Source organism: Methylophilus sp. 3sh_L, from assembly GCF_046766015.1.
In the GTDB taxonomy this organism is placed as follows: Bacteria; Pseudomonadota; Gammaproteobacteria; order Burkholderiales; family Methylophilaceae; genus Methylophilus.
Genome location: NZ_JBKOUF010000005.1, coordinates 115,992 through 137,602, shown reverse-complemented (window position 1 = coordinate 137,602; position 21,611 = coordinate 115,992). Strand labels below are relative to the sequence as shown.

Below are 21,611 nucleotides of genomic sequence, written 5' to 3'. Positions count from 1 at the left end.
AAAAATTTTTCGCTATTTAGTTTGATGCCATACTATTAACCACCATACTTTATGTGTCTGCCGTTTTCATTGCGTGAGCGTATCAAATTGCCAGTCCCATTTTTTTTAGGGATAGGCAGTTCGCTTTGGCAAGAAAGGGTTGGGCCGGGCATCGTCTGGCAAGGGGGCGTCTGGATAGTCGCGCTGTTACTGAATGGCTGTGTCAGCAGCAAAGGGATTGCGCCTGTCTCACAGCCACTGACACAAGAAGGCTTGGCACTCGGTAAGACCCTTAGCGAAGCGCCCACCATGGCTTGGCCGACCGAACACTGGTGGCAGGTTTATGGCGATGCACAGCTTAACCGCCTGGTGGAGAAAAGCCTGCATGATCATCCTGACCTGAAAAAAGCGACTGCCCGCATTGCTTTAGCCACTGCCATGGCAGAGCAGTCACATGCGGCTACCTTGCCCAATATTGGTGGCAAAGTCAGTTCCTCCCGCGAGCGGTTTACCGAGTTGAGTTTTATCCCCAAGCCCTGGGCGGGCCGGTTTAACTGGAATAACCAGGCGACCGTGGATATGTCATACAACCTGGATGTGTGGAAACAGCAGAAGTCGGCGTGGCTGGCGGCCATGGATGAAACGCGTGTAGCCGAAGCAGAAATGCAGCAAGTCAAGCTCGAACTCACGGCGGCCATGGTGAAGAGTGAAATCCAGTTGGCGGCCGAATACCAATGGCGGGACCTGGCGCAGGAAGCGCTGGAGGATTTGCACCATGAAATTGCCATCGCGCAAAAGGCCCTCGCGGCCGGACTCAATACGCAATTAGCGTTGAGTCAGCTGGAGGCAAAATTGCCTGCCGCGCAGAATAGACTGGCCGTGATTGAGCTGCACCTGACCTTGCTTAAAAACCAGATGGCTGCCTTAAGCGGTGACGGTCCAGGTGCGGGCGAGCAAATCACGCGGCCCGCCTTGCATTTGTCTGCCAGCGTGGGTCTGCCGGACCGCTTGCCGATGAATCTGGTGGGGCGCCGCCCGGATATGGTGGCAGCCAGATGGCGGGTAGAGGCAGCGCAGAAACATATACAAAGTGCCAAAGCCGCGTTTTACCCGAATATCAATCTGCTGGGCTATATCGGTTTTCAGGGGCTGGCATTTTCCGGATTATTTTCCAGTGCGGGGCTGGTTGGTAACCTTGGACCTGCCATGTCCTTGCCGCTCTTTGATGGTGGCCGCCGCCGCGCCAATCTTTCCGCCGAAACGGCTTTATACGACATGGCCGTAGAAGATTACAACGCCAGCCTGCTCAAGGCACTGGAGGGTATTTCCAGCCAATTGTCGGTCATGCAGACGGTGGAAGAAGAAATGGCACATAGCCAGCAGGCGCTGCATAAAAGCGAGCAGGCCCACCGGCTGGCGCTTAAGAATTACCGAGCCGGACTCAGTAACCGGGTCGAAAGCCTGCAAACCAACGCGCTGGTATTGCAGCAAAAGGGGGTGCTGGTTGAGCAGGAAGCTGCGCGCCTGGAAGCTTATGCCGCGCTGATGCTTGCCTTGGGCGGGGGCGTGATGGAGGAAGAGCATGCAACACAGGTCCCCCATTAAGCAGGGCACGCGCTGGCTGGCCATGTGCCTGCAACAGGCAGGGTTAGACTGGTACCGGCAGGACTTTCCGCTCATTGGCTATTTATGCAAGTATTTGCTGGCGGCCTGGCTGGCCTTATGGTTAGCCTTGAAAATGGAAATGGACCAGCCAGCGACCGCCTTGCTCACCGTGGTGATCGTCATGCATTTCCGCTCAGGCATGGTGATTACCAAGAGTTATTACCGCTTGATCGGGACCGGGATCGGCATCCTGTTTTCGTTACTGCTGGTAGCATGGTTTGCGCAGGACCGTTTCCCGTTTTTTATCGCGGCAGCCTTGTGGATAGGCGGTTGCACCGCAGGTTCGCTGGTTTACCGCCATTTTCAGTCTTATGGGTTTGTGCTGGCAGGCTACACCTTGTGTATTGTCGGTTTGCCTGCCACCCTCACGCCCTGGCACACTTTTCAAATAGCCTCCACGCGTATGTCGGAGATTGGGGTGGGTTTGCTCAGCGCCACCCTGGTCAGCGAGTTGGTGTTGCCGCAACGGCTGTGGGAAAACATCCAGGCCGTGGTGCGTGGCAAGTTTCGCGATTTTAGCCTGCTGTTGGGATCTGGCACCCCGGTCGGCTTGAACCAGCCGTTTACCAAGTTTATGCAAGATCTCTATCAACTGGAGTCTTTCCGGTCCTCTGCGCAATTTGAAACAGATGATGCACGCGTGCACAGCGGCACGATTAACCAGCTCAATATGCGTTTTATGGCGGTTTCCACCACCTATGTCATCTTTCAACGCTTGCTACAACGGCTGCAGCGGCGGGAGCGCCAGCACGAGGCGCAGGCGCTGCGCGATTTGATGCAACCGCTGGCGGATGCCTTCTTGATCAACGGGCATCCTGCCAACAGCCCACGGGCACTGGCAGATTTGCAAGCAACGGTTGCTGCCTATCAGCAAGCATTCCCGGCTGCCTTCAACCAGCAGAGACAGGCGTTGTCAGCCTTGCTGGATGCCAGGCAACTGGAACTGGACACAGGCGCCGAGCTCTTGCAGCGCCTGGCCGCTGAGCTGGCGGCTTACCTGCAAACCTATCTGTGGCTGGTGGCCAGCCCGGGCAAACGCCAGGTAGCCAGCCGTGAGTTCACTGCCGCAAATGTGGAGATGCAAATTGACTGGCTGCCAGTGATGATTGCTGCCACGCGAGGGGCGTTCACCTTGCTGATACTGGCCGCTCTCTGGATGAGTATCGATTGGCCCTCCGGCATCCTGGCCATGACCCTGGGGGTGATTACCAGCACCTTGTTTGCGGGAAGCCCCACGCCGATGGCCACCTTACGGCAGTTTGCGGCCGGTGTGGTGCTAGGCATCGTCCTCGTTTACATCAGCAATGTCTTCTGGCTGACCGCAGCGCATGATTACTTGATGTTATGCCTAGTGCTCGCCCCAGCCATTTTGCTGACGGCCTGGCTCAGTGCCAGACCGGCTACGGCGCTGGTGGGGGCCGGTCTGGGGATTGCCTATTTCCTGATGATAGGCTTTAACCAGGCCTTGGGCGATAACCCGGTCAGGTATTTTAATGATTCGATTGCGCTGATGATTGCGCTGGGAGTGTCCGCCATGATGTTTAGCCTCACGGATTATGCGGCCAGCCCCTGGGCCCGGCGCCGGATCGCGCGGCAATTGCGTGGATTGGTGGTCGAGGCTTGCCTGCATACGGGCATGACTGCGGCCGTATTTGAAGCGCGCGCACGAGACTTGGTGCAGCGCTCTGGCGATCTGCACCGGCCGCAAGTGGCTGACAGTGTGGGGGGGGTGGAGGCATTATGCGCCACGCTGGAGATCGGGCATTCGGTGATTGCCTTGCGGACAGTGGCAGGCTCTCTGCCATTGCAAGCGCAGCGCTTGCTGCAACATACGCTGCTGCTGATTGCGCACAATGATAAACAGCCCAGGCCAAAAAACCGGCAACAGCTGTTGCAGTGGCTGGATCACTTTCTGGCCTGGCTGCAAGGCGGGGAATATGCGCAGGCCCTGAGCCCGGCATCATTGCAAACGCTGATCACGCAGTTGCACTTTATCCGGCTGGTCATTGCGACCGAAGCGCCAGATCACCAGGCCAGTAACTTAGCGCAGGAGGTTGAACATGCGGCATGAATGGGTCCCACGCGAACTGACTTTTCTGGATGCCCATGTACCGACCTTGTTTGTCGCTTTTTTACTTGCTGCCTTGGTCATCTGGCAGCTGGATAAATGGCTGGCTGCTTTGGCGCTGTACGAGCGGGTCTGGTATCCGGCTTTATTACGCGTGGCGCTGTTTCTGGGCGTGTTTTCGTTGTTTGGTTTAATGGTGTATTGAAAGGTGGGCGCATGCAAACGCAACGCATCTGGACGAAGTTAACCACAGGGTTTCTGCGCGTGGGGATCACGCTGGGCATTGCCGTGGCTGCCGGGCTGCTGGGCTATAAGCTGTGGATCCGTTACACCGATTATCCCTGGACCAGGGATGGCCGTGTGCGTGCCGATGTGGTGAATATTGCCCCGGATGTGGCCGGGCTGGTGATTGCCGTACCGGTTCACGATAACCAGTATGTACACAAAGGCGAGGTGCTGTTCAAGATAGACCCGCTGCATTACACCCATGCGCTGGCCGAGGCCAAAGCCATTAGCCAGCAGCGTAAATCACTGTGGGAAATGAAGCAGCAGCAGGCCTCGCGCCGGGCACATTTAGATGATGAAGTCATTTCACGCGAAAACCGTGAAGATACTGATCTGGGGGCGCTGGCGGCGAAAGCCGATTATGAGGCGGCCGTCGCACAGGTCGAAAAAATCAAGCTCGACCTGGAACGTACCGTAGTGCGCTCACCGGTGGACGGCTGGGTCTCTAACCTGCTGGTGCGTCCCGGTGATTTTGCCCAGGTCGGGGCGGCCAAACTGGCGGTGATCGACCAGCACTCGTTCTGGGTCTATGGGTATTTTGAGGAGCATAAGCTGAGCATGATCAACCCCGGCGACAGCGCGGACGTACAATTGCTGGGCAGCCATCTTACACTCAAGGGCCATGTGGAAAGCATCGCCCACGGCATCACTGACCGCGACAACCCCACCGACGTGCGCCTGCTGGCCAACGTCAACCCGACCTTTAACTGGGTCAGGTTGGCGCAACGCATTCCGGTGCGCATTCAGCTTGACCAGATTCCGGCCGACCTGACGCTGGTCGCCGGCATGACCTGTTCCGTCGTCATCAACCCCTCGCGCTGATGCCAGATTCAACAGAAGGGCATGCTCTGTTAAGATGACAGTACATTGATGACAATCTAAGCGCATGCTTAAAGAAAAACCACCTCAGGGACTGTGGTCCCTGCTTATTTCCATCCTTGCTTATCTGGCCCTGGCGCAAGCAGACAAAATCCTGACCATGGGCCAGCCTGAGTCGCTCACCATTGCGATCCTGTTTGTCTTGCTGATTATCAATCTGGCTTTTCAGCTGTCATTCCAGGTGGAATATGTCGCCGAGCGGCTCAAGGAGCCATATGGCACCATGATACTCACCATCAGTGCCGTGATCATCGAAGTGGTGATTATTGTCATGATGCTGAGTCATACCTCCTCGACCACCCTGGCCAGGGATGCGATCTATTCCGCCGTCATGCTTGATATCAATGGCATTCTCGGTTTGTGTGCCATTGTCGGCGGCATAAAATATGGCGAGGTTGAGTACAACGTCAACTCCGGCAATACCTACATCGTCATGATCATGACTGCGCTCGGCATCTCCATGGCCTTACCGGCCTTTTTGCCGCCCGAGCACTGGCGCGTTTATTCGGTGTTTACCATCGTCACCATGAGTGTGTTTTATGCCTTGTTCCTCAAAATGCAAACCGGGCGCCACCGCAATTATTTTAGCTACCGTGACCAGCACCAGGCTGGCTTACCTGAGGGGCAGGCAGGTGTGATCAGCACCAATGTCAAATTTTCCATTCTTTACATCCTGGCCGGCATCGTTACCATCGGATTCCTGTCAGAAGAAATGAGCCTGCACATGGATGCAGGCTTAACCGGCAGTGGCGTGCCACCGATCGTGGCGGCGATTGTGGTGGCGATCATCGCTGCCAGTCCAGAAGTGCTCACAGCGTTAAAAGCGGCGGTGAATGACCGCATGCAAACCGTAGTTAATATTTCACTAGGGGCCACCTTGTCTACCGTGATTTTGACCGTGCCGGTGATTGAGGCGATTGCCTTGATTGAAGGCCGGCCGTTGATTGTGGGGTTGTCACCCACGCAGATGGTGATGACGTTTTTGACTTTGATTGTGGCAACCATTAATCTGCATGATGGCGAAACCAATGCGATTGAGGGCATGACGCATTTTGTATTGTTTATGGCTTTTGCCATGTTGGCCTCCCTGGGCATGTGATGATCAGTATGTGATGGTCTGTGTGTGATGGTCTGTGTGTGATGGTCTGTGTGTGACTCCCCCTTAAGAAAATAATGACCTGATGAATATTGTGCTTGAACTGATTCAGCAGTATGGCTTGCTGATTGTGTTTGCCAGTGTGTTCCTGGAGCAGATGGGCTTGCCTTTGCCTGCGTATCCAACCTTGTTGCTGGCCGGCGTGCTGATCGGCAATGGTGAGTATTCTTGGGCGGCCATGCTGCTGGTGGCCCTGACCGCTGCCTTGGTGGCGGATTCCATCTGGTATCGCGCCGGGCGCAAGTACGGTAAGCGCGTCATGGGCAAACTGTGCAAAATCTCCTTGTCGCCCGACACCTGTGTGCGGCAAACGGAGGCGCTCTACCTCAAGTTTGGCCCGCCCGCCTTACTGGTGTGCAAATTTATCCCAGGCTTTGCCTCTATTTCGAGTGCGTTGGCTGGCTCCTCCGGCACGCGTTACTGGCTGTTCGCCCTGATGGATGGCCTGGGTGCTTTGCTGTGGGCCGGGTCTGCATTGTGGTTAGGCAATCTGTTCAGCTCAGCCATCGATGAACTGATGTTGACGCTGGTGGAAATGGGCAAATGGGGCACCGGCCTGGTTTTACTGCTGTTGACTGCGTTTATTGCCGGCAAATGGTGGGACCGGCAACGCTTTCTCAAAAGCCTGCGCATGGCGCGTATCAGTGTGGAAGAATTGCACAGCTTGATAGCCAGTGGTGCGGCGCCGGTGATTCTGGATACACGTGCGCGCCACTTGGTTGAGGATGGCTGGATTCCGGGCGCCCAGTTTGTCACGCTGGAAGACGCAGACCAGTTGACGCTGGATATTGATGAAGATGCCCCTGTCATTTTGTACTGCTCGTGCCCGAATGAAGTCACTGCCGCTAAAGTGGCAAAAAAACTGATCCGCCGCGGTTACCGCAATATCCGTCCATTGAGTGGCGGCATTGATGCCTGGCGCGATGCCGGTTTTGAAATCACCATTGCAAAGGATGCACATGTTTAATGTGGTAGGGATTGCACTCAAACGGCCCTACACCTTTGTGGTGATGGCGTTGCTGATTCTGATTTTTGGCACCTTGTCGGCCTTGCGCAGCCCGGTGGATATTTTTCCGGATATCCGCATCCCGGTGGTGGCGGTGGCCTGGCAATACAATGGCTTGCCACCGGACGACATGGCCGGCCGCATCAGTACGCTGTATCAGCGCAGCCTGACCACCACCGTCAACGATATCGAGCATATCGAGGCCAATTCATACAATGGGTTTGCCATCGTCAAAATCTTTTTCCACATGGGCGTCAATATCGCCACCGCCAATGCGCAGGTGGCGGCGATTTCGCAAACAGTGACGCGGCAAATGCCCAACGGCACTACGCCGCCGCTGATTCTTAACTATAACGCTTCCACGGTGCCCATCTTGCAAATTGCCTTGTCTGGCAAGGGGCTGACCGAGCAGAACCTGGCCGACCTTGGCCTGAATGCCGTGCGTATCCGGCTGGTCACGGTGCCTGGGGCCGGGGTGCCGTTCCCGTATGGCGGCAAAAGCCGCCAGATCCAGATTGACCTCAACCCGGCTGCCTTGCAGGCCCGTGGCTTGTCAGCCCAGGATATCGCCAATGCACTGGCTGCCCACAATATGATCGTGCCGGTCGGCACGCAGAAAATTGGCAGTATCGAATACACGCTGAACCTGAATAATGCCGTGACCAATATTGATGAGTTGGCGAATATTCCGGTCAAAGTGGTCAATGGCGCCATGGTCTATATGCGTGATATTGGCCAGGTGCGCGATGGCAGTCCACCACAAACCAATATCGTGCATGTGGATGGCAACCGCTCGGTACTGATGACTATCCTCAAAAATGGTGCCATCTCGACGCTGGATATTGTTGACGGCATTAAAGCCAAGCTGGAAGAGATTAAACCGGCCTTGCCAGAGGCACTGGTGGCGACGCCGATCAATGACCAATCCCTGTTTGTGCGTGCGGCGATTGAGGGCGTGGTGTTCGAAGGTGTACTGGCGGCCGTGCTCACCAGCCTCATGATTCTGCTGTTTCTGGGCAGCTGGCGCTCGTCGCTGATCATTGCTACCTCTATCCCCTTGTCTATCTTGGGCGCCGTGATGGGGCTGTCGGCGATAGGCGAGACGCTCAATATCATGACTCTGGGTGGTCTGGCCCTGGCTGTGGGTTTGCTAGTGGATGAGGCGACGGTGACTATTGAAAACATTAACTGGCATCTTGAGCAAGGCAAGCCGGTCGAGCAGTCCATCCTCGATGGTGCTGCGCAAATTGTCACGCCTGCGTTTGTCTCGCTGCTGTGTATTTGCATCGTGTTTGTGCCCATGTTTTTTTTAGAAGGCGTGTCGCGCTTTTTATTCGTGCCTATGGCGGAGGCGGTCATGTTTGCCATGGTCAGCTCGTTTATCCTGTCGCGCACGCTGGTGCCGACCATGGCCAACTACCTGCTCAAACCCCATGGTGCCGGTGAACATGGGCAAGCCAGCCGCAACCCTCTGGTCAGGTTCCAGCAGCAGTTTGAACGCCACTTTGAGCAACTCAGGCAGGGCTACCATGGCGTGCTCAAGCTGGCGATTGCGCATCGCCGCCTGTTTATGGCCGGTTTTATGTTGCTGGTGATGCTATCGTTTTTATTGCTGCCCATGCTGGGCCGTAACTTTTTCCCGGCGGTGGATAGCGGCCAAATCCTCATGCATGCCCGCGTCCCCGTCGGTACCCGCATTGAGGACACAGCCAACCGTTTTGCCCGCATCCAGGCCGCCATCAAACAGGTGATTCCGCCGGAGGAAATACTGACCATCGTCGACAACATCGGCATGCCGATCAGCAGCATCAACATGACTTATAACAACACCGGCCTCACCGGCGCGCATGATGGCGATATCCAGATTGCGCTTAAGCCGGAGCATGCGCCGACGGCTGAATATGTCCGCACCTTGCGTGAGGTCTTGCCCAAGCAGTTTCCAGATACCACTTTTTCGTTTCCACCGGCGGATATCGTCAGCCAGATCCTTAACTTTGGCTCACCGGCGCCGATTGACCTGCAGATCCGTGGCGGTAAACTGGCTGAAGACTTTGTCTATGCCAACCAGTTACTGGCGCGCATCCGCGCGGTGCCGGGGGTAGTGGATGCACGTATCCAGCAATCCCGCCGCCGTCCGGCTTTTGACATTAGCGTGGATAAAACCCGTGCACAAGAGTTAGGCATCAGCACGCGCGACGTGACTAACAGCCTGGTGGTGAACCTGGCGGGTAGCTCGCAAGTGTCGCCAACCTATTGGTTGAATCCGGCCAACGGCGTGACGTATCCGATTGTGCTGCAAACCCCGCAATACCAGCTGGATAGCCTCAACACGCTGGCTAACCTGCCGGTTGGTGGTGCGGATGCGGCACTGCAAACATTAGGGGGGCTGGCAACGTTTAAACGCAGTGTCGGCAATGCCGTGATCAGCCAATATGATATCCAGCCCATGGTGCAGATTCATGCCAGCACGCAGGACCGTGACTTAGGCGCGGTGGCGGCCGATATCCGCAAAATCCTGGATGAAACCCAAGCGCAAGTGCCTAAAGCCGCCAGCGTGGTCATGTTGGGCCAGGTGCAAACCATGCAAAGTGCATTCACTGGCCTGTTTTTCGGTTTGTTGGGGGCGATTGTGTTGATTTACCTGCTGATTGTGGTCAACTTGCAATCCTGGAGCGATCCCTTTGTGATTATTTCAGCTTTACCAGCTGCGCTGGCCGGTATCGTCTGGATGTTGTTTGTGACGTTCACGCCTTTGTCGGTGCCCGCCCTGACCGGCGCCATCATGTGTATGGGGGTGGCGACCGCCAACAGTGTGCTGGTGATCAGCTTTGCCCGAGAGCGGCTGGCTGCGTTACAAGATGCCACGGCGGCGGCACTGGAGGCCGGGTTTGTGCGCTTTAGACCGGTGCTGATGACCGCGTTGGCCATGGTTATCGGCATGACGCCTATGGCGTTGGGCCTGGGGGAAGGCGGTGAGCAGAATGCGCCACTGGGCCGGGCCGTGATTGGCGGTTTACTTTTTGCGACTGTGGCGACTTTATTGTTTGTGCCTGTCGTCTTTAGCGCGATTCATCAAAAACAAAAGGCTGCGCCTGACCATCCCGATGCCGGTCAAGGCAGCCAAGCAGGAGAGCCTAGTCATGAATAATCCACCCACTGCCAGCCGCGGCCTTAAACTGGCCGGCCTGGTCTTGGCCCTGATCGCCAGCGGTATTGTGATCGCCGGGATCAGCAGCCGTAGCAGTCATGAGGCCAGCGTCAAGGCCTGGACCGACCAGCAGGCGATTCCGACCGTGAGTATTAATCCGCCCGATCAGGCAGACCAGGGCGGCAGCCTGATGTTGCCCGGGCGCTTTGAGGCCTACGCGCGCGCACCGATTTATGCGCGCGTCAGTGGGTATTTAAAAAACTGGAAAGCCGACATTGGCACGCGCGTGAAAGGCGGACAGCTGCTCGCCGAAATTGAAACGCCAGATTTAGATCAGGAGTTATTGCAAGCGCAGGCCGACCTTGCCAGCGCACAAGCTAATGTTGCCCTGGCAGAAACTACGGCCAAGCGCTGGCAGGAAATGCTAAAGACGCAGTCGATTGCGCGCCAGGCCGTCGATGAAAAAGTGGGAGACTTGCAAAGCAAGCAGGCGATCGTGAAAGCGGCCGAGGCCAATGTCAACCGGTTGCTCGCCCTCAAAAGTTTTGCCCGCATCGTCGCGCCGTTTGATGGCTCGGTGACTGCGCGCAATACCGACACTGGCGCGCTGATCAATGCGGGCAGTAGCAGTGCGACGCTATTGCCGCTATTTGAAGTCTCGAACACGCGCCAGTTGCGCCTCTATATCAATGTGCCACAAAATTATGTCGGCCAGATCCGGACAGGTGACAAAGCCAGGTTTACCGTGCCGGAAGCCGCAGGTGAGACGTTCGAGGCCACGATACAATCGACTTCAGGCGCGATCAACGCCTCTTCTGGGACAACGCTGGTACAGCTACTGGTGGATAATGCAGCGGGCCGTTTCTTGCCTGGCGGCTTTGCCAATGTCAATTTGCTATTCAATGATGCCGTTGCGCGCCTGAGCATCCCTGCCAGCGCGCTGATTTTTGACCAGAATGGCCTCAAGGTGGCGACCGTTGGCCAAGACCGCAAGGTGACTTTGAAAACAATCACCATTGCGCGTGACCTGGGTAAAAAACTGGAAGTGCAGTCCGGCCTGACAAGCACGGATATGGTGATAGAGAATCCGCCAGATGGCCTCAATGACGGGGACCAGGTCAATATTGCAAAGAAGGTCGCATCCGAAAAATAATGACTGCTTAACCCTGCAACTCCAGTCTATCCCTGCTTGCCAAGGTTAGCGAGTAAATACTAACCAGCCGCTTAATGCTGCCGCTGAGACTGCCAGGAACAGATTGACCGCCGGTGGCAGCCAGTAAACGTGGCCACGGGGTTTTTCCTGTGTGCTGAGTGATTGATAAAACAGCAGAAACTGGATGGCAGAAAAGATTGCCGTACAGGCACCAATCAGGATAAACCCAACCCCGATATACAGCGACAAGGTGGTTTGCGATTGTGACACTGGGGCACCCTTTGCCATGAGCTGTATAAACAAGCCAAAACGCTCAATCACAAACCCCAGCCCCATCAGGGCAATGGCTGAACGTTGCCAGGCCAGTAAAGTGCGTTCGGCTGCAAAGTAAACGCGAGGATCATCAAGGTAAGACATAATGTGCGCACGCTCCTGAAATTGTTCCAGCTGCCTAAGTCTGTCGCTGGGCCGTGATCACCCCTGGCACTTGCTTTAACCTTCCTAGCAAATGCTCTAGCTGGTCTAGGTCAACCAGCTCGACCGTAAAGCGCATGAGGGCAACATGGTTGCGGCTAAGGGTGTTCGCTTTGGTGGTATTGATTTTTTCACGCGCAAACAGCTCGCTGATGTCACGCAATAATCCCTGACGGTCATTGGCTTCCAGCACGATATCCACTTCGTATACGCCAGATTGTTTATTCCCCCATTGCGCATTGAGCAGGCGGTTGTGGCGTGCACTGTCCAGGCGCGTAATAAACGAGCAGGCCTGGCGGTGGATGGTCACGCTGTGGTGACGCGTCAGGTAGGCGACAATCGGTTCTGGTGACACCGGCTTGCAGCATTTGGCCATGGTGGTTTGCACATTGCCTATGCCTTCAATCATAATGCCCGCATGGTTCACCTGCGAGGCGCTGGGGCGCTTGATGGTGGCTGGCGGATTGTCTTGTGCAACCGGGCTCAATTCTCCCTGAATAGTGATGGCAATCTGGTGTTCGCTGATATCGCCGCGGCCAATCGCTGCCAGGCAATCTTCCAGTTTTTGGAATTGCAGCTTTTGTGCCACTTTTTCAAGCGGCAGGCTGCTGGCCCCGGCACGGTGTAATTCTTTGTCCAATTTAGCCCGGCCCTGGGCGACGTTTTCTTCAAAATGCTGGTATTTAAACCAGTGGCGCACCTTGGCGCGTGCACTGGCACTTTGCAAAAAGCCGAGGGCAGGGTTCAGCCAGTCACGGCTGGGTGCGCCATGTTTGGCAGTCAGGATTTCCACCCGCTGGCCGTTTTCCAGCTTGGTATACAAGGGGACGATCTGTCCGTCGATTTTCGCGCCGCGGGTGCGATGCCCAAGATCAGTATGTAAAGCGTAAGCAAAGTCTATGGGCGTGGCGCCTTTGGGCAAGTCCATGACTTTGCCTTGTGGAGTCAGCACGTACACTTTGTCTTGCAATAATTCGTTGTTGAATTGCTCCAGCAAATCACCGTGCTCAGCGACTTCATCCTTCCAGGACAGGATCTGGCGCAACCAGGCAATTTTCTCGTCAAATTTTGCATCAGACTTGCCGCCTTCTTTATAGCGCCAATGCGCGGCCACGCCCAGCTCAGAATGCTGGTGCATTTCAAGGGTGCGGATTTGCACCTCCAGTGCAAGGCCACGCGGCCCGCTCACCGCTGTGTGCAGGGAACGGTAGTTGTTACTTTTGGGGCGGGCAATATAGTCATCAAACTCGCCTGGGATCGGTTGCCATAAGTGATGCACCAGGCCGAGTGCGGTATAGCAATCCTTGACATCTTGTACCATGATGCGTACCGCACGCACGTCATACAGTTGGTTAAATTGCAGATGTTTGCTGCGCATTTTTTTCACAATGCTGTAGATATGTTTGGGCCGGCCGCTGACTTCACCCTGGATACCCGCTTGAGCCAGTTCATGCTGCAGCTGCTTCACCACCTCTGCAATATACTGCTCCCGGTCCACCCGCCGTTCGTCCAGCATTTTGGCGACTTCTTTATACAGCTGCGGTTCGAGGTAACGTAAGGATAAATCTTCGAGTTCCCATTTAAGTTGCCACACGCCGAGACGGTTGGCCAGCGGGGCAAAAATGCTCTGGTTTTCGCGCGCAATCTGCACTTGTTGCGCTGGGCTGGCGCCAGACAAATGCCGAAGTAACTGGGTACGCTCTGCCAGCTTGATCAACACGACCCGGATATCTTGCACCATGGCCAGTAGCATTTTGCGCAGTGCTTCCAACTGTTGTGCGCGGTCAGTCTGTTTATGGCCTGGTTTGGAATCCGCATGATGCAAGCCATCCAGTTCACTCAAGGCATGAATATGTGACATGCGCGAAATGCCCTCTATCAGGCTGACAACGGACGGATTGAAGCGGTCGGATAAGTGGACGGACCAGTCCTCAAGAAAATCTGGCACAGCATACAGAATGCAGGCAGTCAGGCTGTCTGCATCCATGTTGATGTCAGAGAGGATCGCGGCCGTTTCTAAAGCATGTTGCAATAGGGGATAACCGTTGATGGCATGATGTTGCGCATACCAGTCTGCTGCGAGCTCAGCCGCCTGCCGAATTTGTGCCAATTCACCCGCTGTAAAGCATTGCGCTAAGGGCTCCATCCACAAACTGAGTGCCTGTGGATCAAGGATAGTGGGCGTGTGGGGAGAGCGGTGACGAGAAACCATGCCCTATTATCGCCGCGATCCCAAGCCAGCGTAAAGATAAAACGCGTCCTGACGACAGATCAAGACGCGCACCAGCAGCAGATGGGGGCTCACCGCTGCTGGTATCGCCTAGTCATTAAGCGATCAAGCTAATGCCAAGTACCGTTGCCAGCGCAATGCCGATAGCCAGTAACAGGAAAATAAAGAAAAATACTTTTGAGATCGTGGCCGCGCCCGACTCAACGCCTCTAAACCCTAATAGCCCGGCGATAAATGAAATGACCAGAAACAAGAGTGCGTAATAAAGCATGCTCGACCTTTCTTAAAAGTTTAAATACATGCTAATGATAAAAAAAGGGTGACATGTGCACTATCAGCCTGTGGCGTGACTGGCAGTCAGAAAACGCTGACGTAAGATGGGTAGATTACAAACCGTCATAAATCTCCGGCATGAAACATTTGCAACAATAAAAGTGCTTGGCAAGCCAGCAAATGTGGGTATATTGTTGTGTAACAGCAGGGTATCTGCATAACCTGAATGCCAGCTGGCTGGGTTCTACAACTTTAAGAGGAGGTGTCATGCGCGGGATTACACAGCAGCGGGCGACATGGTGGGCGGGCATCGCTTGCCTGTTTGGACTGTGCTTGCCAGGCTCATGCGCCTTGGCCTCCAGTGATAGTGCCAAAGTCATTAGCCGCGGCATGAATGAGGTTGACGCAAAGCGCACGGCCAAATCTGCAATTAAACCACCGGTCATCGCGCTGGTGAATATGGATGAAGTGTCACCGGATTGCCAGCAACAGGTCACCACGGCCAGAATTAAAACAGTGGCTTACAGTGAAAGCGGCATGACGCCAGAGAAAATCAAGTTTGACTGGCAGGGCAATGCCCTGGATGTAGCGACCAATGTCGGCGAAAACCCCGTGTTGTCGCTAGAAGAAATTCAGGCGGCACACCAGTTTATCCGGGTAGGTAAACAGTACCTGATTCATTTTCAGCTCTGTGCGGATGGCCAGCAACGCAGCCTGATTAATTTATATGCCACGCTGGATTCAGTCCCCGGCCGCCCGGCAGCATCCAGCCGTCCGGCACGTAAAATGAAATCCTGAGGTTTACTGCAGGGAAAGGGTGCTTGCGCCTGATTGTCTTATGCAGAGGCGTCGCTGCCTGGCCGTTGAAAACGCACAGACATCACTGTCCCCACGCCTTGTGCGCCTGCACTGACCGTAATGCTGGCACCGTGCAGCGCCACAATTTCCTTGACGATAGATAAGCCTAATCCACTGCCTTCCTGTGCATGGTTGAGCACGCGGTGGAAGCGTTCAAAGACCATGGCATGCTCCTGTTCCGGGATGCCGATGCCATTGTCTTCAACCTTGACGTCTATCCATTTGTCCAGCGCAATCACTGACAGCGTCACCTTGCCGCCTTCGGGAGTATAGCGTACCGCATTATCCAGCAAGTTAACCAGCAGGATTTTAAGGCGTTGCTTGTCAGCGCTGATGGTGAAGTCGGGCAAAGGCCCGTCAGCGCTAGACTCCAGGCCAAGATCTATATTTTTTTGCAGCGCAAAATGAATGACGTCGACACAGGCATCTTGGGCCAGCGCAAGCAGGTTTACCGGCTTGAGCGCGATAATATTGGCAGCTTCCGGCTGGTTGTGGGACAGCCGTAACAGCTGGTTGACGATGTGCGTCAATTTGGTCACGCTGTCGCTGATCATGCGAAGCTGATGCTGCGGCTGGTCCTGCCGTAGCGCAAGCTCCACTTGGGCTTGTATGCCCGCCAGCGGTGTGCGCAATTGATGGGCCGCATCGGCAATAAACTGGTTCTGCGCCAGGATGGCATTGTTGAGTCTACCCATCAGCAGGTTGATCGAGTTGATCAATACCATCGCTTCTTCGGGTACATTGTTAAGCATCACGGGCTCCAATTGCGTGCTGGAGCGCTTGGCGATTTCTTCGTTGAGTTCGTGCAGTGGCCTGAGACCTTTGGTCACCCCGGCCAACAACATGACGCTGCAGACCAGCAACAGTAACAATTGCGGCAGGATGATGGCGAACAGAATCCGGCTGCGCAAATCATTCCGTTTGTTCACGGTCTCTGCAATCAGCACAGAGTAAGTGTGAGCCTGGTTCAAAGGATCGACAATCTTGCTTCTCAAGGTGAGTAGTCGCACGACTTCACCATGTGCTTTGGCATAACGTAAATGACGGTGATTTAAGGTGTCTTTAATGTTAAAGGGCAGGGCAGCATCGCCACTCAGGTAATGGCCTTGTGCGTCGTAAATGGCAAAATAGGTTTTGTCATCCTTGTCAGAAAACAGCACCGTTTGCGATTCTGTACTCATTCTGAAATTTTCCGGGCTCTTGCCGGATTCGCTGATCATGGCAACGACATCATTGGCGATATCTTCCAGCATCTCATCAAACGATTGCTCAATAAAATGGCTACCCACCTTATATAAAATGGTGGTATCCAACGGCACCAAAATAAACATGGGGATGGTCACCCACAAGAATAGCTGTTTACGCAGGGTGCGGCCCTGGCTCAATTTGAACAATCTATTCATGTCTTTTTTTGTTCCATGATATAGCCCAAACCACGCACGTTGGAGATACACACCTCGCCATCGCCCAGTTTTTTGCGCAAACGGTGCACATACACCTCAATCGCATTCTGGCCGATATCCTGTTCCCAGTTGCACAGGCTTTCAATCAGCGCTTCTTTGGTCACCAGCTTGCCGCATTTATTCGCCAGGGTCTCCAGTAACGAAAACTCGCGTGGCGAGATGTTGAGTTTCTCGCCATTCAGGTGAACGCTATGCTCCTTGGTATCCAGTTCTAACGGGCCTATGGTGATTTTTGAGGAGTAATGCGCATTCACGCGACGGATTTGCGCGCGGATTCTGGCAGCCAGTTCCGGCAACCGGAACGGTTTGATCAGGTAGTCGTCAGCACCCATATCAAAGGCGTTGACGATATCGTCAGGATTGTCATTCGCCGTCAATACAATAATAGGCACGGATTGTTTGCCGCTGCGCAAGCGTTGGATGACTTCAAAACCGGTTAAAAACGGCAGGCCCAAATCCAGCAAAACCAGGTCATAGGTTTGCGACTGTGCCGCCAACACGCCATCTTTGCCATTTCTGAACCAGTCAACTGCGTAAGTCGCATTGACCAGCGATTGCACCACGGCATCGCCGAGTACCACATCATCTTCTACCAGCAGAATACGCATTGATTTGGGTCCAACTTCAAGAATGCTGCTAGCTTGCCTCAAGCAGACTTACAGCTTGCTTACATCAAATTTGCCTATCAAGCGCTGTAAGTGTTTCGTAAGAATTTGATTGCATGATGGCACCGTGATCAATATTTCAAGGGCAGCACAGCCGCGAGCTTTATGGTGTACGCGGGATGTCGCTGAACAAACGAGGAGAGGGTGATGTTATTTATTGTAGATTTTGATGGCACCATTTCAAAGTCGGACACGATTGATGCCTTGCTGGAGAAGTTTGCCGATGACCGTTGGCAGCAGTATGAGCAATCGTGGCTGGCGGGCGAGATTGATGCCGTCACCTGCATGAGCAACCAGCTGGCCTTAGTTGAGGCTGACCACATTGCCCTCGAAAGTTTCTTCCGTACCATAGAGCTAGACCGCAGCTTCTGCCAGTTTCATGCATTTGCCCGCCAGTTTGCGCGTGTGGTGATTGCCAGTGATGGCCTGGATCACGCGATCAAGGTTTCCATGCAACACTCTGCGTTCCCTGAGGTGCCGGTGTTTGCCAACCGTCTGAATTTTGAACCCAAAGGCATCCGCATGACGTTTCCTAACCGCCAGCCCGATTGCGCAGGCGGCAATGGCAATTGCAAATGTGCGATTGCCAATGCGCAGCGAGCCTATCCTGGTGAAAAAGTGGTGCTGATTGGCGATGGCAAGTCAGATGCCTGTCTGGCCAAGCGCGCAGACGTCGTGTTTGCCAAAGGCTCACTGGTCAAGCACTGCGAAAAAAACCAGATACCTTTTATTCCGTTTTCAACCTTTAACGACGTTGTGGCCGAATTGCAAAACTGGCCGGAATGTCAGATTTCAACCACCCTTACCCACCAAACTGCCTAGTGAGGCGATTTCATTATGGACCAAAAAATTATAGAAATTCTCGATAAGAACAACCAGTACTGTTCACATGGTGACACGGTGAACTATGCCGACCCCCCGAAAGTGTTTGAGGGCTGTGATGGCAGCTTTTTGTATGATGAAAAAGGGGTGAAATACCTCGATTGGCAAATGTGGTATTCCGCCGTGAACTTTGGCTACAAAAACGAGCGCATTGCCAATGCCTTGAAACAGCAGATTGATACCTTGCCACAGCTGGCCAGCCAATACCTGCACAAGGAAAAAGTCGAGCTGGCAGAAATTATCTGCCGCTATATGGAAGACAAATACGGGGTCAAAGGCCGTGTCCACTTCAACGTGGGTGGCGCGCAGGCGGTGGAAGACTCCTTGAAAGTGGTGCGTAACCATACTGGTAAAACCCATCAGTTCGCCTTTATGGGCGGCTACCATGGACGTACGCTAGGCGCTTCTGCGATTACTTCCAGCTACCGTTACCGCCGCCGGTTTGGCAACTTTGCTGACCGCGCGCACTTCGTGCCGTATCCATACTGCTTCCGTTGTCCGTATGACATGAAGGTAGAGACTTGCGATACCTATTGCCATAAAGAATTTGAAAAACTGTTTGATACCGAATATCAGTCATTCTGGGATGAAAAATCCAAACAGTGCGAATTTGGCGCCTTTTATATTGAGCCTATGCAAGGCACCGGCGGCTACATTATTCCGCCAGAGGGCTACATGCAAAAGCTGCAAGCCTCGCTGAAAAAACGCAATGTGTTGCTGGTGGCTGATGAGATTCAGATGGGCGTTTACCGTACCGGTAAATTGTGGTCTTGGGAAAACTTTGGCATCGTGCCGGATATTTTTGTATTTGGTAAGGCGATCACCAACGGTTTGAATCCGCTGTCAGGCATCTGGGCGCGTGAAGAGTTGATCTCGCCGGAAAAATTCCCGCCAGGCTCTACTCACTCCACCTTTGCTTCGAATCCGCTGGGGACTGCCGTGGCGCTCGAAGTGTTGAAGATGACGCAAGAATCTGACTTTGAGCCGCATGTACGTCAACGTGGTGCGCATTTCCTCAAGCGTTTGCATGAGTTGAAGTCGCGCTGGAAGTGCGTGGGCGATGTCAGCGGCCTGGGCCTGGCGCTCAGAATCGAGTTGTGCGAGAGCGACGGTTTTACCGCAAGCCGCGCCTTGGCTGACCGCATGTTTAACGAAGGCCTGAAAGGCGATTTGATGATTGGTGACAAGCAGTATGGCTTGGTGCTGGATATCGGTGGCTACGAGAAAAACGTGATCACGCTGGCGCCTTCGCTGATGATTACCGAGGAAGAAATCGACCTGGGTATCCAGCTGTTTGAAATGTTGCTTAAGCGTTGCGGCGCAGAGTAACTTGCTTGAGATGGAAGTGGTCGCTTACGATTTTGATGGCAGCATCCAGGCACAGCTGGCCATGCTGAATGCGCAGGGGGTCCAGCCGGTGCTGCATGCCATGCGCCAGCATGAAACGGCAACACGCTTGTGGGCCTCCGCCAAAGCATTTGCTGCCATGGCCAGCCAGCTGCGGCCGCGTGCAAGCGTGCCGCAGTTTTCACTGATTGGCTCGGGCGACTACCACCATATCTCATTGGCTTTAATTGCGCGTTTTGAGTCGCCATTGACGGTGGTGCTGTTCGACAACCACCCCGACTGGATGGAACCTCCGCATCAATATCATTGCGGCACCTGGGTCTATCAGCTGGCCCGATTGCCACACGTCAAGCGCGTGATCATCATCGGCCTCGAAAGTGGCGATATTGACCACGACCAGTTTAAAAAAGGTGATGTGGAAAGTTTTTTGCAGCAAAAAATCCTGTTATTGCCTTATCGCAAAGTGCAAGTGAATACGCCGCAGCCCCTGTTTTTGCACAGCAAGTTGCTGCAAGACCAGGCGGCAGGCATTCAAGAAGTGCTGTCGCTGATCGCGACTGAGCAGGTGTATATCAGTGTGGATAAAGATTGCTTACAAGCGGCAGATGCCAAGACAAACTGGGAGCAGGGGAGCCTGCCGCTGGCGACGGTTACCGCCGTGATTCAGGCACTTAGCCAGCATAAACAGGTGGTGGGTGCGGATACGGTGGGCGACTTTTCGCCAGTGCGGTTCCGCTCACCGCTTAAGTGGATCGCCTCTTATTTAGACCGTAAGGTGCATCCACGTGAGGCATTACAGGCGGCTGCACAGGTCAATGCCGCGGCCAACCTGCGCTTGTTGCATGCGCTCAGGGGGCAAGCATGATGATACAAACGGGCGCATTATTTGTCGCCGCCGTCTTGCTGGATACACTGGGAACCACTTTGTTTAAACTCGGTGCCATGCAACCAGAGGCAGAAACATCGGCAGCAGATTCGCCGATGGCGTTGCTTAAGGCCAGTCTCACCCGCTGGCATGTCACGGCAGGATTGCTGGTGTATGTGGTGGAGTACGTGATCTGGATCACCTATTTGTCTGCCTCTTCGCTGAGTCAGGCTTTTCCGATGTATAGCATCACCATTGTATTGATCATGCTGGTTTCACGATTGGCATTAAATGAACAGATTGGTAAGAAGCGCTGGCTGGGAGCTTTGCTCATCGTGGCCGGCGTTGGGTTGTTAGGGAGCAACACATGAACACATTGCAACAAATGGTAGGCGAAAACGGTTTTTGGCTGCAACAGTCAGAAGATGCCGCCGTTTTGCTGGTACACGGCTTAACCGGTACGCCTGCAGAAATGAAACATTATGGCAAGCAAATTGCACGCAAAGGCTTGTCTGTGGTGTGCCCCGTCCTGGCTGGCCATTGTGCCTCAATACAAGAGCTGGCGCGTACCAGCTGGCAGGAATGGTTTAGCTCGATTGAAACTGTATTTCTGGAGATGCGCAAACACTATAAAAGCGTGTTTGTTTCCGGGTTGTCCATGGGTGCGCTGATTGCCTTGCTGGTGGCTGCCAAACACGGCAAAGAAGTGGCTGGCGTGGTGCTGTTGTCAGCGACGTTTGTGTATGACGGCTGGAATATCCCCTTGTTCAAGCAGCGTTTTTTGTTGCCCTTGGTGTTGTATTCGCCCTTGCGTTATTTCATGCAGTGGGAAGAAACCGCACCTTACGGCATCAAGTGTGAGCGTACGCGCGCCATGGTGGCGGCCGTGCTTGAAAACAAAGATGCCCGCACCTCAGAAAAAATCGGTTATTTCAAAACCCCGGCCACGGTCATCTACCAGAGTGTCAAATTGATCCGCGCATCGCGCAAGCAGCTGCCGCAAGTGACGTGCCCGGTCTTGATCGTGCACTCGACCGAGGATGACATGGCCAGCCTGAAAAATGCCTATCTGGTAGAAAAAGAAATTGCCAGCAAGCATGTGGAAACCTTTTATATCGGCGATACCTACCACGTGGTGACACTGGACAAGCGTAAGGATGACATCGCCAGACGTAGCGCAGAATTTTGTTTATCCGTGATGAATGCCTGATCGCG

The 21,611-nt window shown here is 54.2% G+C and carries 19 protein-coding genes; 14 read left to right on the top strand and 5 right to left on the bottom strand.

The window, feature by feature from the left end; translation table 11 throughout:
• Positions 1-51: 51 nt before the first annotated feature.
• From ACIDF8_RS11095 to ACIDF8_RS11060, 8 genes are all read left to right on the top strand, one after another.
• On the top strand, positions 52-1,584 hold the full coding sequence (locus ACIDF8_RS11095) for an efflux transporter outer membrane subunit (RefSeq protein WP_412010677.1): 1,533 nt from the start codon (positions 52-54) through the stop codon (positions 1,582-1,584).
• Positions 1,562-3,715, top strand: coding sequence for an FUSC family protein (locus ACIDF8_RS11090; protein WP_412010676.1), 2,154 nt, complete (start codon positions 1,562-1,564; stop codon positions 3,713-3,715). Before ACIDF8_RS11095 ends, ACIDF8_RS11090 begins: the two co-directional genes overlap by 23 nt.
• Positions 3,705-3,917, top strand: a complete 213-nt coding sequence (locus ACIDF8_RS11085) for a DUF1656 domain-containing protein (protein ID WP_412010675.1) — start codon at positions 3,705-3,707, stop codon at positions 3,915-3,917. The genes ACIDF8_RS11090 and ACIDF8_RS11085 overlap by 11 nt, the downstream gene beginning before the upstream one ends.
• 11 nt (positions 3,918-3,928) lie before the next feature.
• Positions 3,929-4,819 carry a biotin/lipoyl-binding protein gene (locus ACIDF8_RS11080; protein ID WP_412010674.1) on the top strand — a complete coding sequence of 297 codons (891 nt, stop codon included), beginning with the start codon at positions 3,929-3,931 and terminating at the stop codon, positions 4,817-4,819.
• A 64-nt stretch (positions 4,820-4,883) separates the two neighbouring features.
• Positions 4,884-5,975 (top strand): calcium:proton antiporter, encoded by a 1,092-nt coding sequence (locus ACIDF8_RS11075; RefSeq protein WP_412010673.1) that lies wholly within the window; start codon positions 4,884-4,886, stop codon positions 5,973-5,975.
• A gap of 82 nt (positions 5,976-6,057) precedes the next feature.
• A complete protein-coding gene (locus ACIDF8_RS11070; RefSeq protein ID WP_412010672.1) occupies positions 6,058-6,999 on the top strand; it encodes a VTT domain-containing protein in 942 nt (313 codons plus the stop codon).
• A complete protein-coding gene (locus ACIDF8_RS11065; protein WP_412010671.1) occupies positions 6,992-10,186 on the top strand; it encodes an efflux RND transporter permease subunit in 3,195 nt (1,064 codons plus the stop codon). The genes ACIDF8_RS11070 and ACIDF8_RS11065 overlap by 8 nt, the downstream gene beginning before the upstream one ends.
• Positions 10,179-11,339 (top strand): efflux RND transporter periplasmic adaptor subunit, encoded by a 1,161-nt coding sequence (locus ACIDF8_RS11060; protein WP_412010670.1) that lies wholly within the window; start codon positions 10,179-10,181, stop codon positions 11,337-11,339. Before ACIDF8_RS11065 ends, ACIDF8_RS11060 begins: the two co-directional genes overlap by 8 nt.
• 45 nt (positions 11,340-11,384) lie before the next feature.
• Here the strand turns inward: ACIDF8_RS11060 and ACIDF8_RS11055 are convergent, their stop codons facing one another.
• The 3 genes from ACIDF8_RS11055 to ACIDF8_RS11045 form a co-directional block, all read right to left on the bottom strand.
• Entirely contained in the window at positions 11,385-11,756 is a 372-nt protein-coding gene (locus ACIDF8_RS11055; RefSeq protein ID WP_412010669.1) for a YidH family protein, read from the bottom strand.
• A 34-nt stretch (positions 11,757-11,790) separates the two neighbouring features.
• Positions 11,791-14,025: a RelA/SpoT family protein gene (locus ACIDF8_RS11050; RefSeq protein WP_412010668.1), complete on the bottom strand. Its 2,235-nt coding sequence runs from the start codon at positions 14,023-14,025 to the stop codon at positions 11,791-11,793.
• A 115-nt stretch (positions 14,026-14,140) separates the two neighbouring features.
• Positions 14,141-14,314 (bottom strand): DUF1328 domain-containing protein, encoded by a 174-nt coding sequence (locus tag ACIDF8_RS11045; protein WP_412010667.1) that lies wholly within the window; start codon positions 14,312-14,314, stop codon positions 14,141-14,143.
• Between the two features lie 269 nt (positions 14,315-14,583).
• On the opposite strand from ACIDF8_RS11045, the gene ACIDF8_RS11040 reads away from it, so the two are divergent.
• Complete coding sequence (locus tag ACIDF8_RS11040) at positions 14,584-15,114, top strand: hypothetical protein (RefSeq protein ID WP_412010666.1); 531 nt, start codon at positions 14,584-14,586, stop codon at positions 15,112-15,114.
• Between the two features lie 38 nt (positions 15,115-15,152).
• Here the strand turns inward: ACIDF8_RS11040 and ACIDF8_RS11035 are convergent, their stop codons facing one another.
• Together ACIDF8_RS11035 and ACIDF8_RS11030 are read right to left on the bottom strand one after the other, a co-directional pair.
• Positions 15,153-16,577, bottom strand: a complete 1,425-nt coding sequence (locus ACIDF8_RS11035) for a sensor histidine kinase (RefSeq protein ID WP_412010665.1) — start codon at positions 16,575-16,577, stop codon at positions 15,153-15,155.
• Complete coding sequence (locus ACIDF8_RS11030; RefSeq protein ID WP_412010664.1) at positions 16,574-17,245, bottom strand: response regulator transcription factor; 672 nt, start codon at positions 17,243-17,245, stop codon at positions 16,574-16,576. The genes ACIDF8_RS11035 and ACIDF8_RS11030 overlap by 4 nt, the downstream gene beginning before the upstream one ends.
• 204 nt (positions 17,246-17,449) lie before the next feature.
• On the opposite strand from ACIDF8_RS11030, the gene ACIDF8_RS11025 reads away from it, so the two are divergent.
• The 5 genes from ACIDF8_RS11025 to ACIDF8_RS11005 are packed head-to-tail and all read left to right on the top strand — an operon-like array spanning position 17,450 to position 21,606.
• Positions 17,450-18,124 carry an MtnX-like HAD-IB family phosphatase gene (locus ACIDF8_RS11025; RefSeq protein WP_412010663.1) on the top strand — a complete coding sequence of 225 codons (675 nt, stop codon included), beginning with the start codon at positions 17,450-17,452 and terminating at the stop codon, positions 18,122-18,124.
• A 15-nt stretch (positions 18,125-18,139) separates the two neighbouring features.
• Positions 18,140-19,513: an aspartate aminotransferase family protein gene (locus ACIDF8_RS11020; RefSeq protein WP_412010662.1), complete on the top strand. Its 1,374-nt coding sequence runs from the start codon at positions 18,140-18,142 to the stop codon at positions 19,511-19,513.
• Positions 19,514-19,523: 10 nt separating this feature from the next.
• Entirely contained in the window at positions 19,524-20,396 is an 873-nt protein-coding gene (locus tag ACIDF8_RS11015; RefSeq protein WP_412010728.1) for an arginase family protein, read from the top strand.
• On the top strand, positions 20,393-20,767 hold the full coding sequence (locus ACIDF8_RS11010) for an EamA family transporter (RefSeq protein WP_412010661.1): 375 nt from the start codon (positions 20,393-20,395) through the stop codon (positions 20,765-20,767). The genes ACIDF8_RS11015 and ACIDF8_RS11010 overlap by 4 nt, the downstream gene beginning before the upstream one ends.
• Complete coding sequence (locus tag ACIDF8_RS11005) at positions 20,764-21,606, top strand: alpha/beta hydrolase (protein WP_412010660.1); 843 nt, start codon at positions 20,764-20,766, stop codon at positions 21,604-21,606. Before ACIDF8_RS11010 ends, ACIDF8_RS11005 begins: the two co-directional genes overlap by 4 nt.
• Positions 21,607-21,611: the final 5 nt, after the last annotated feature.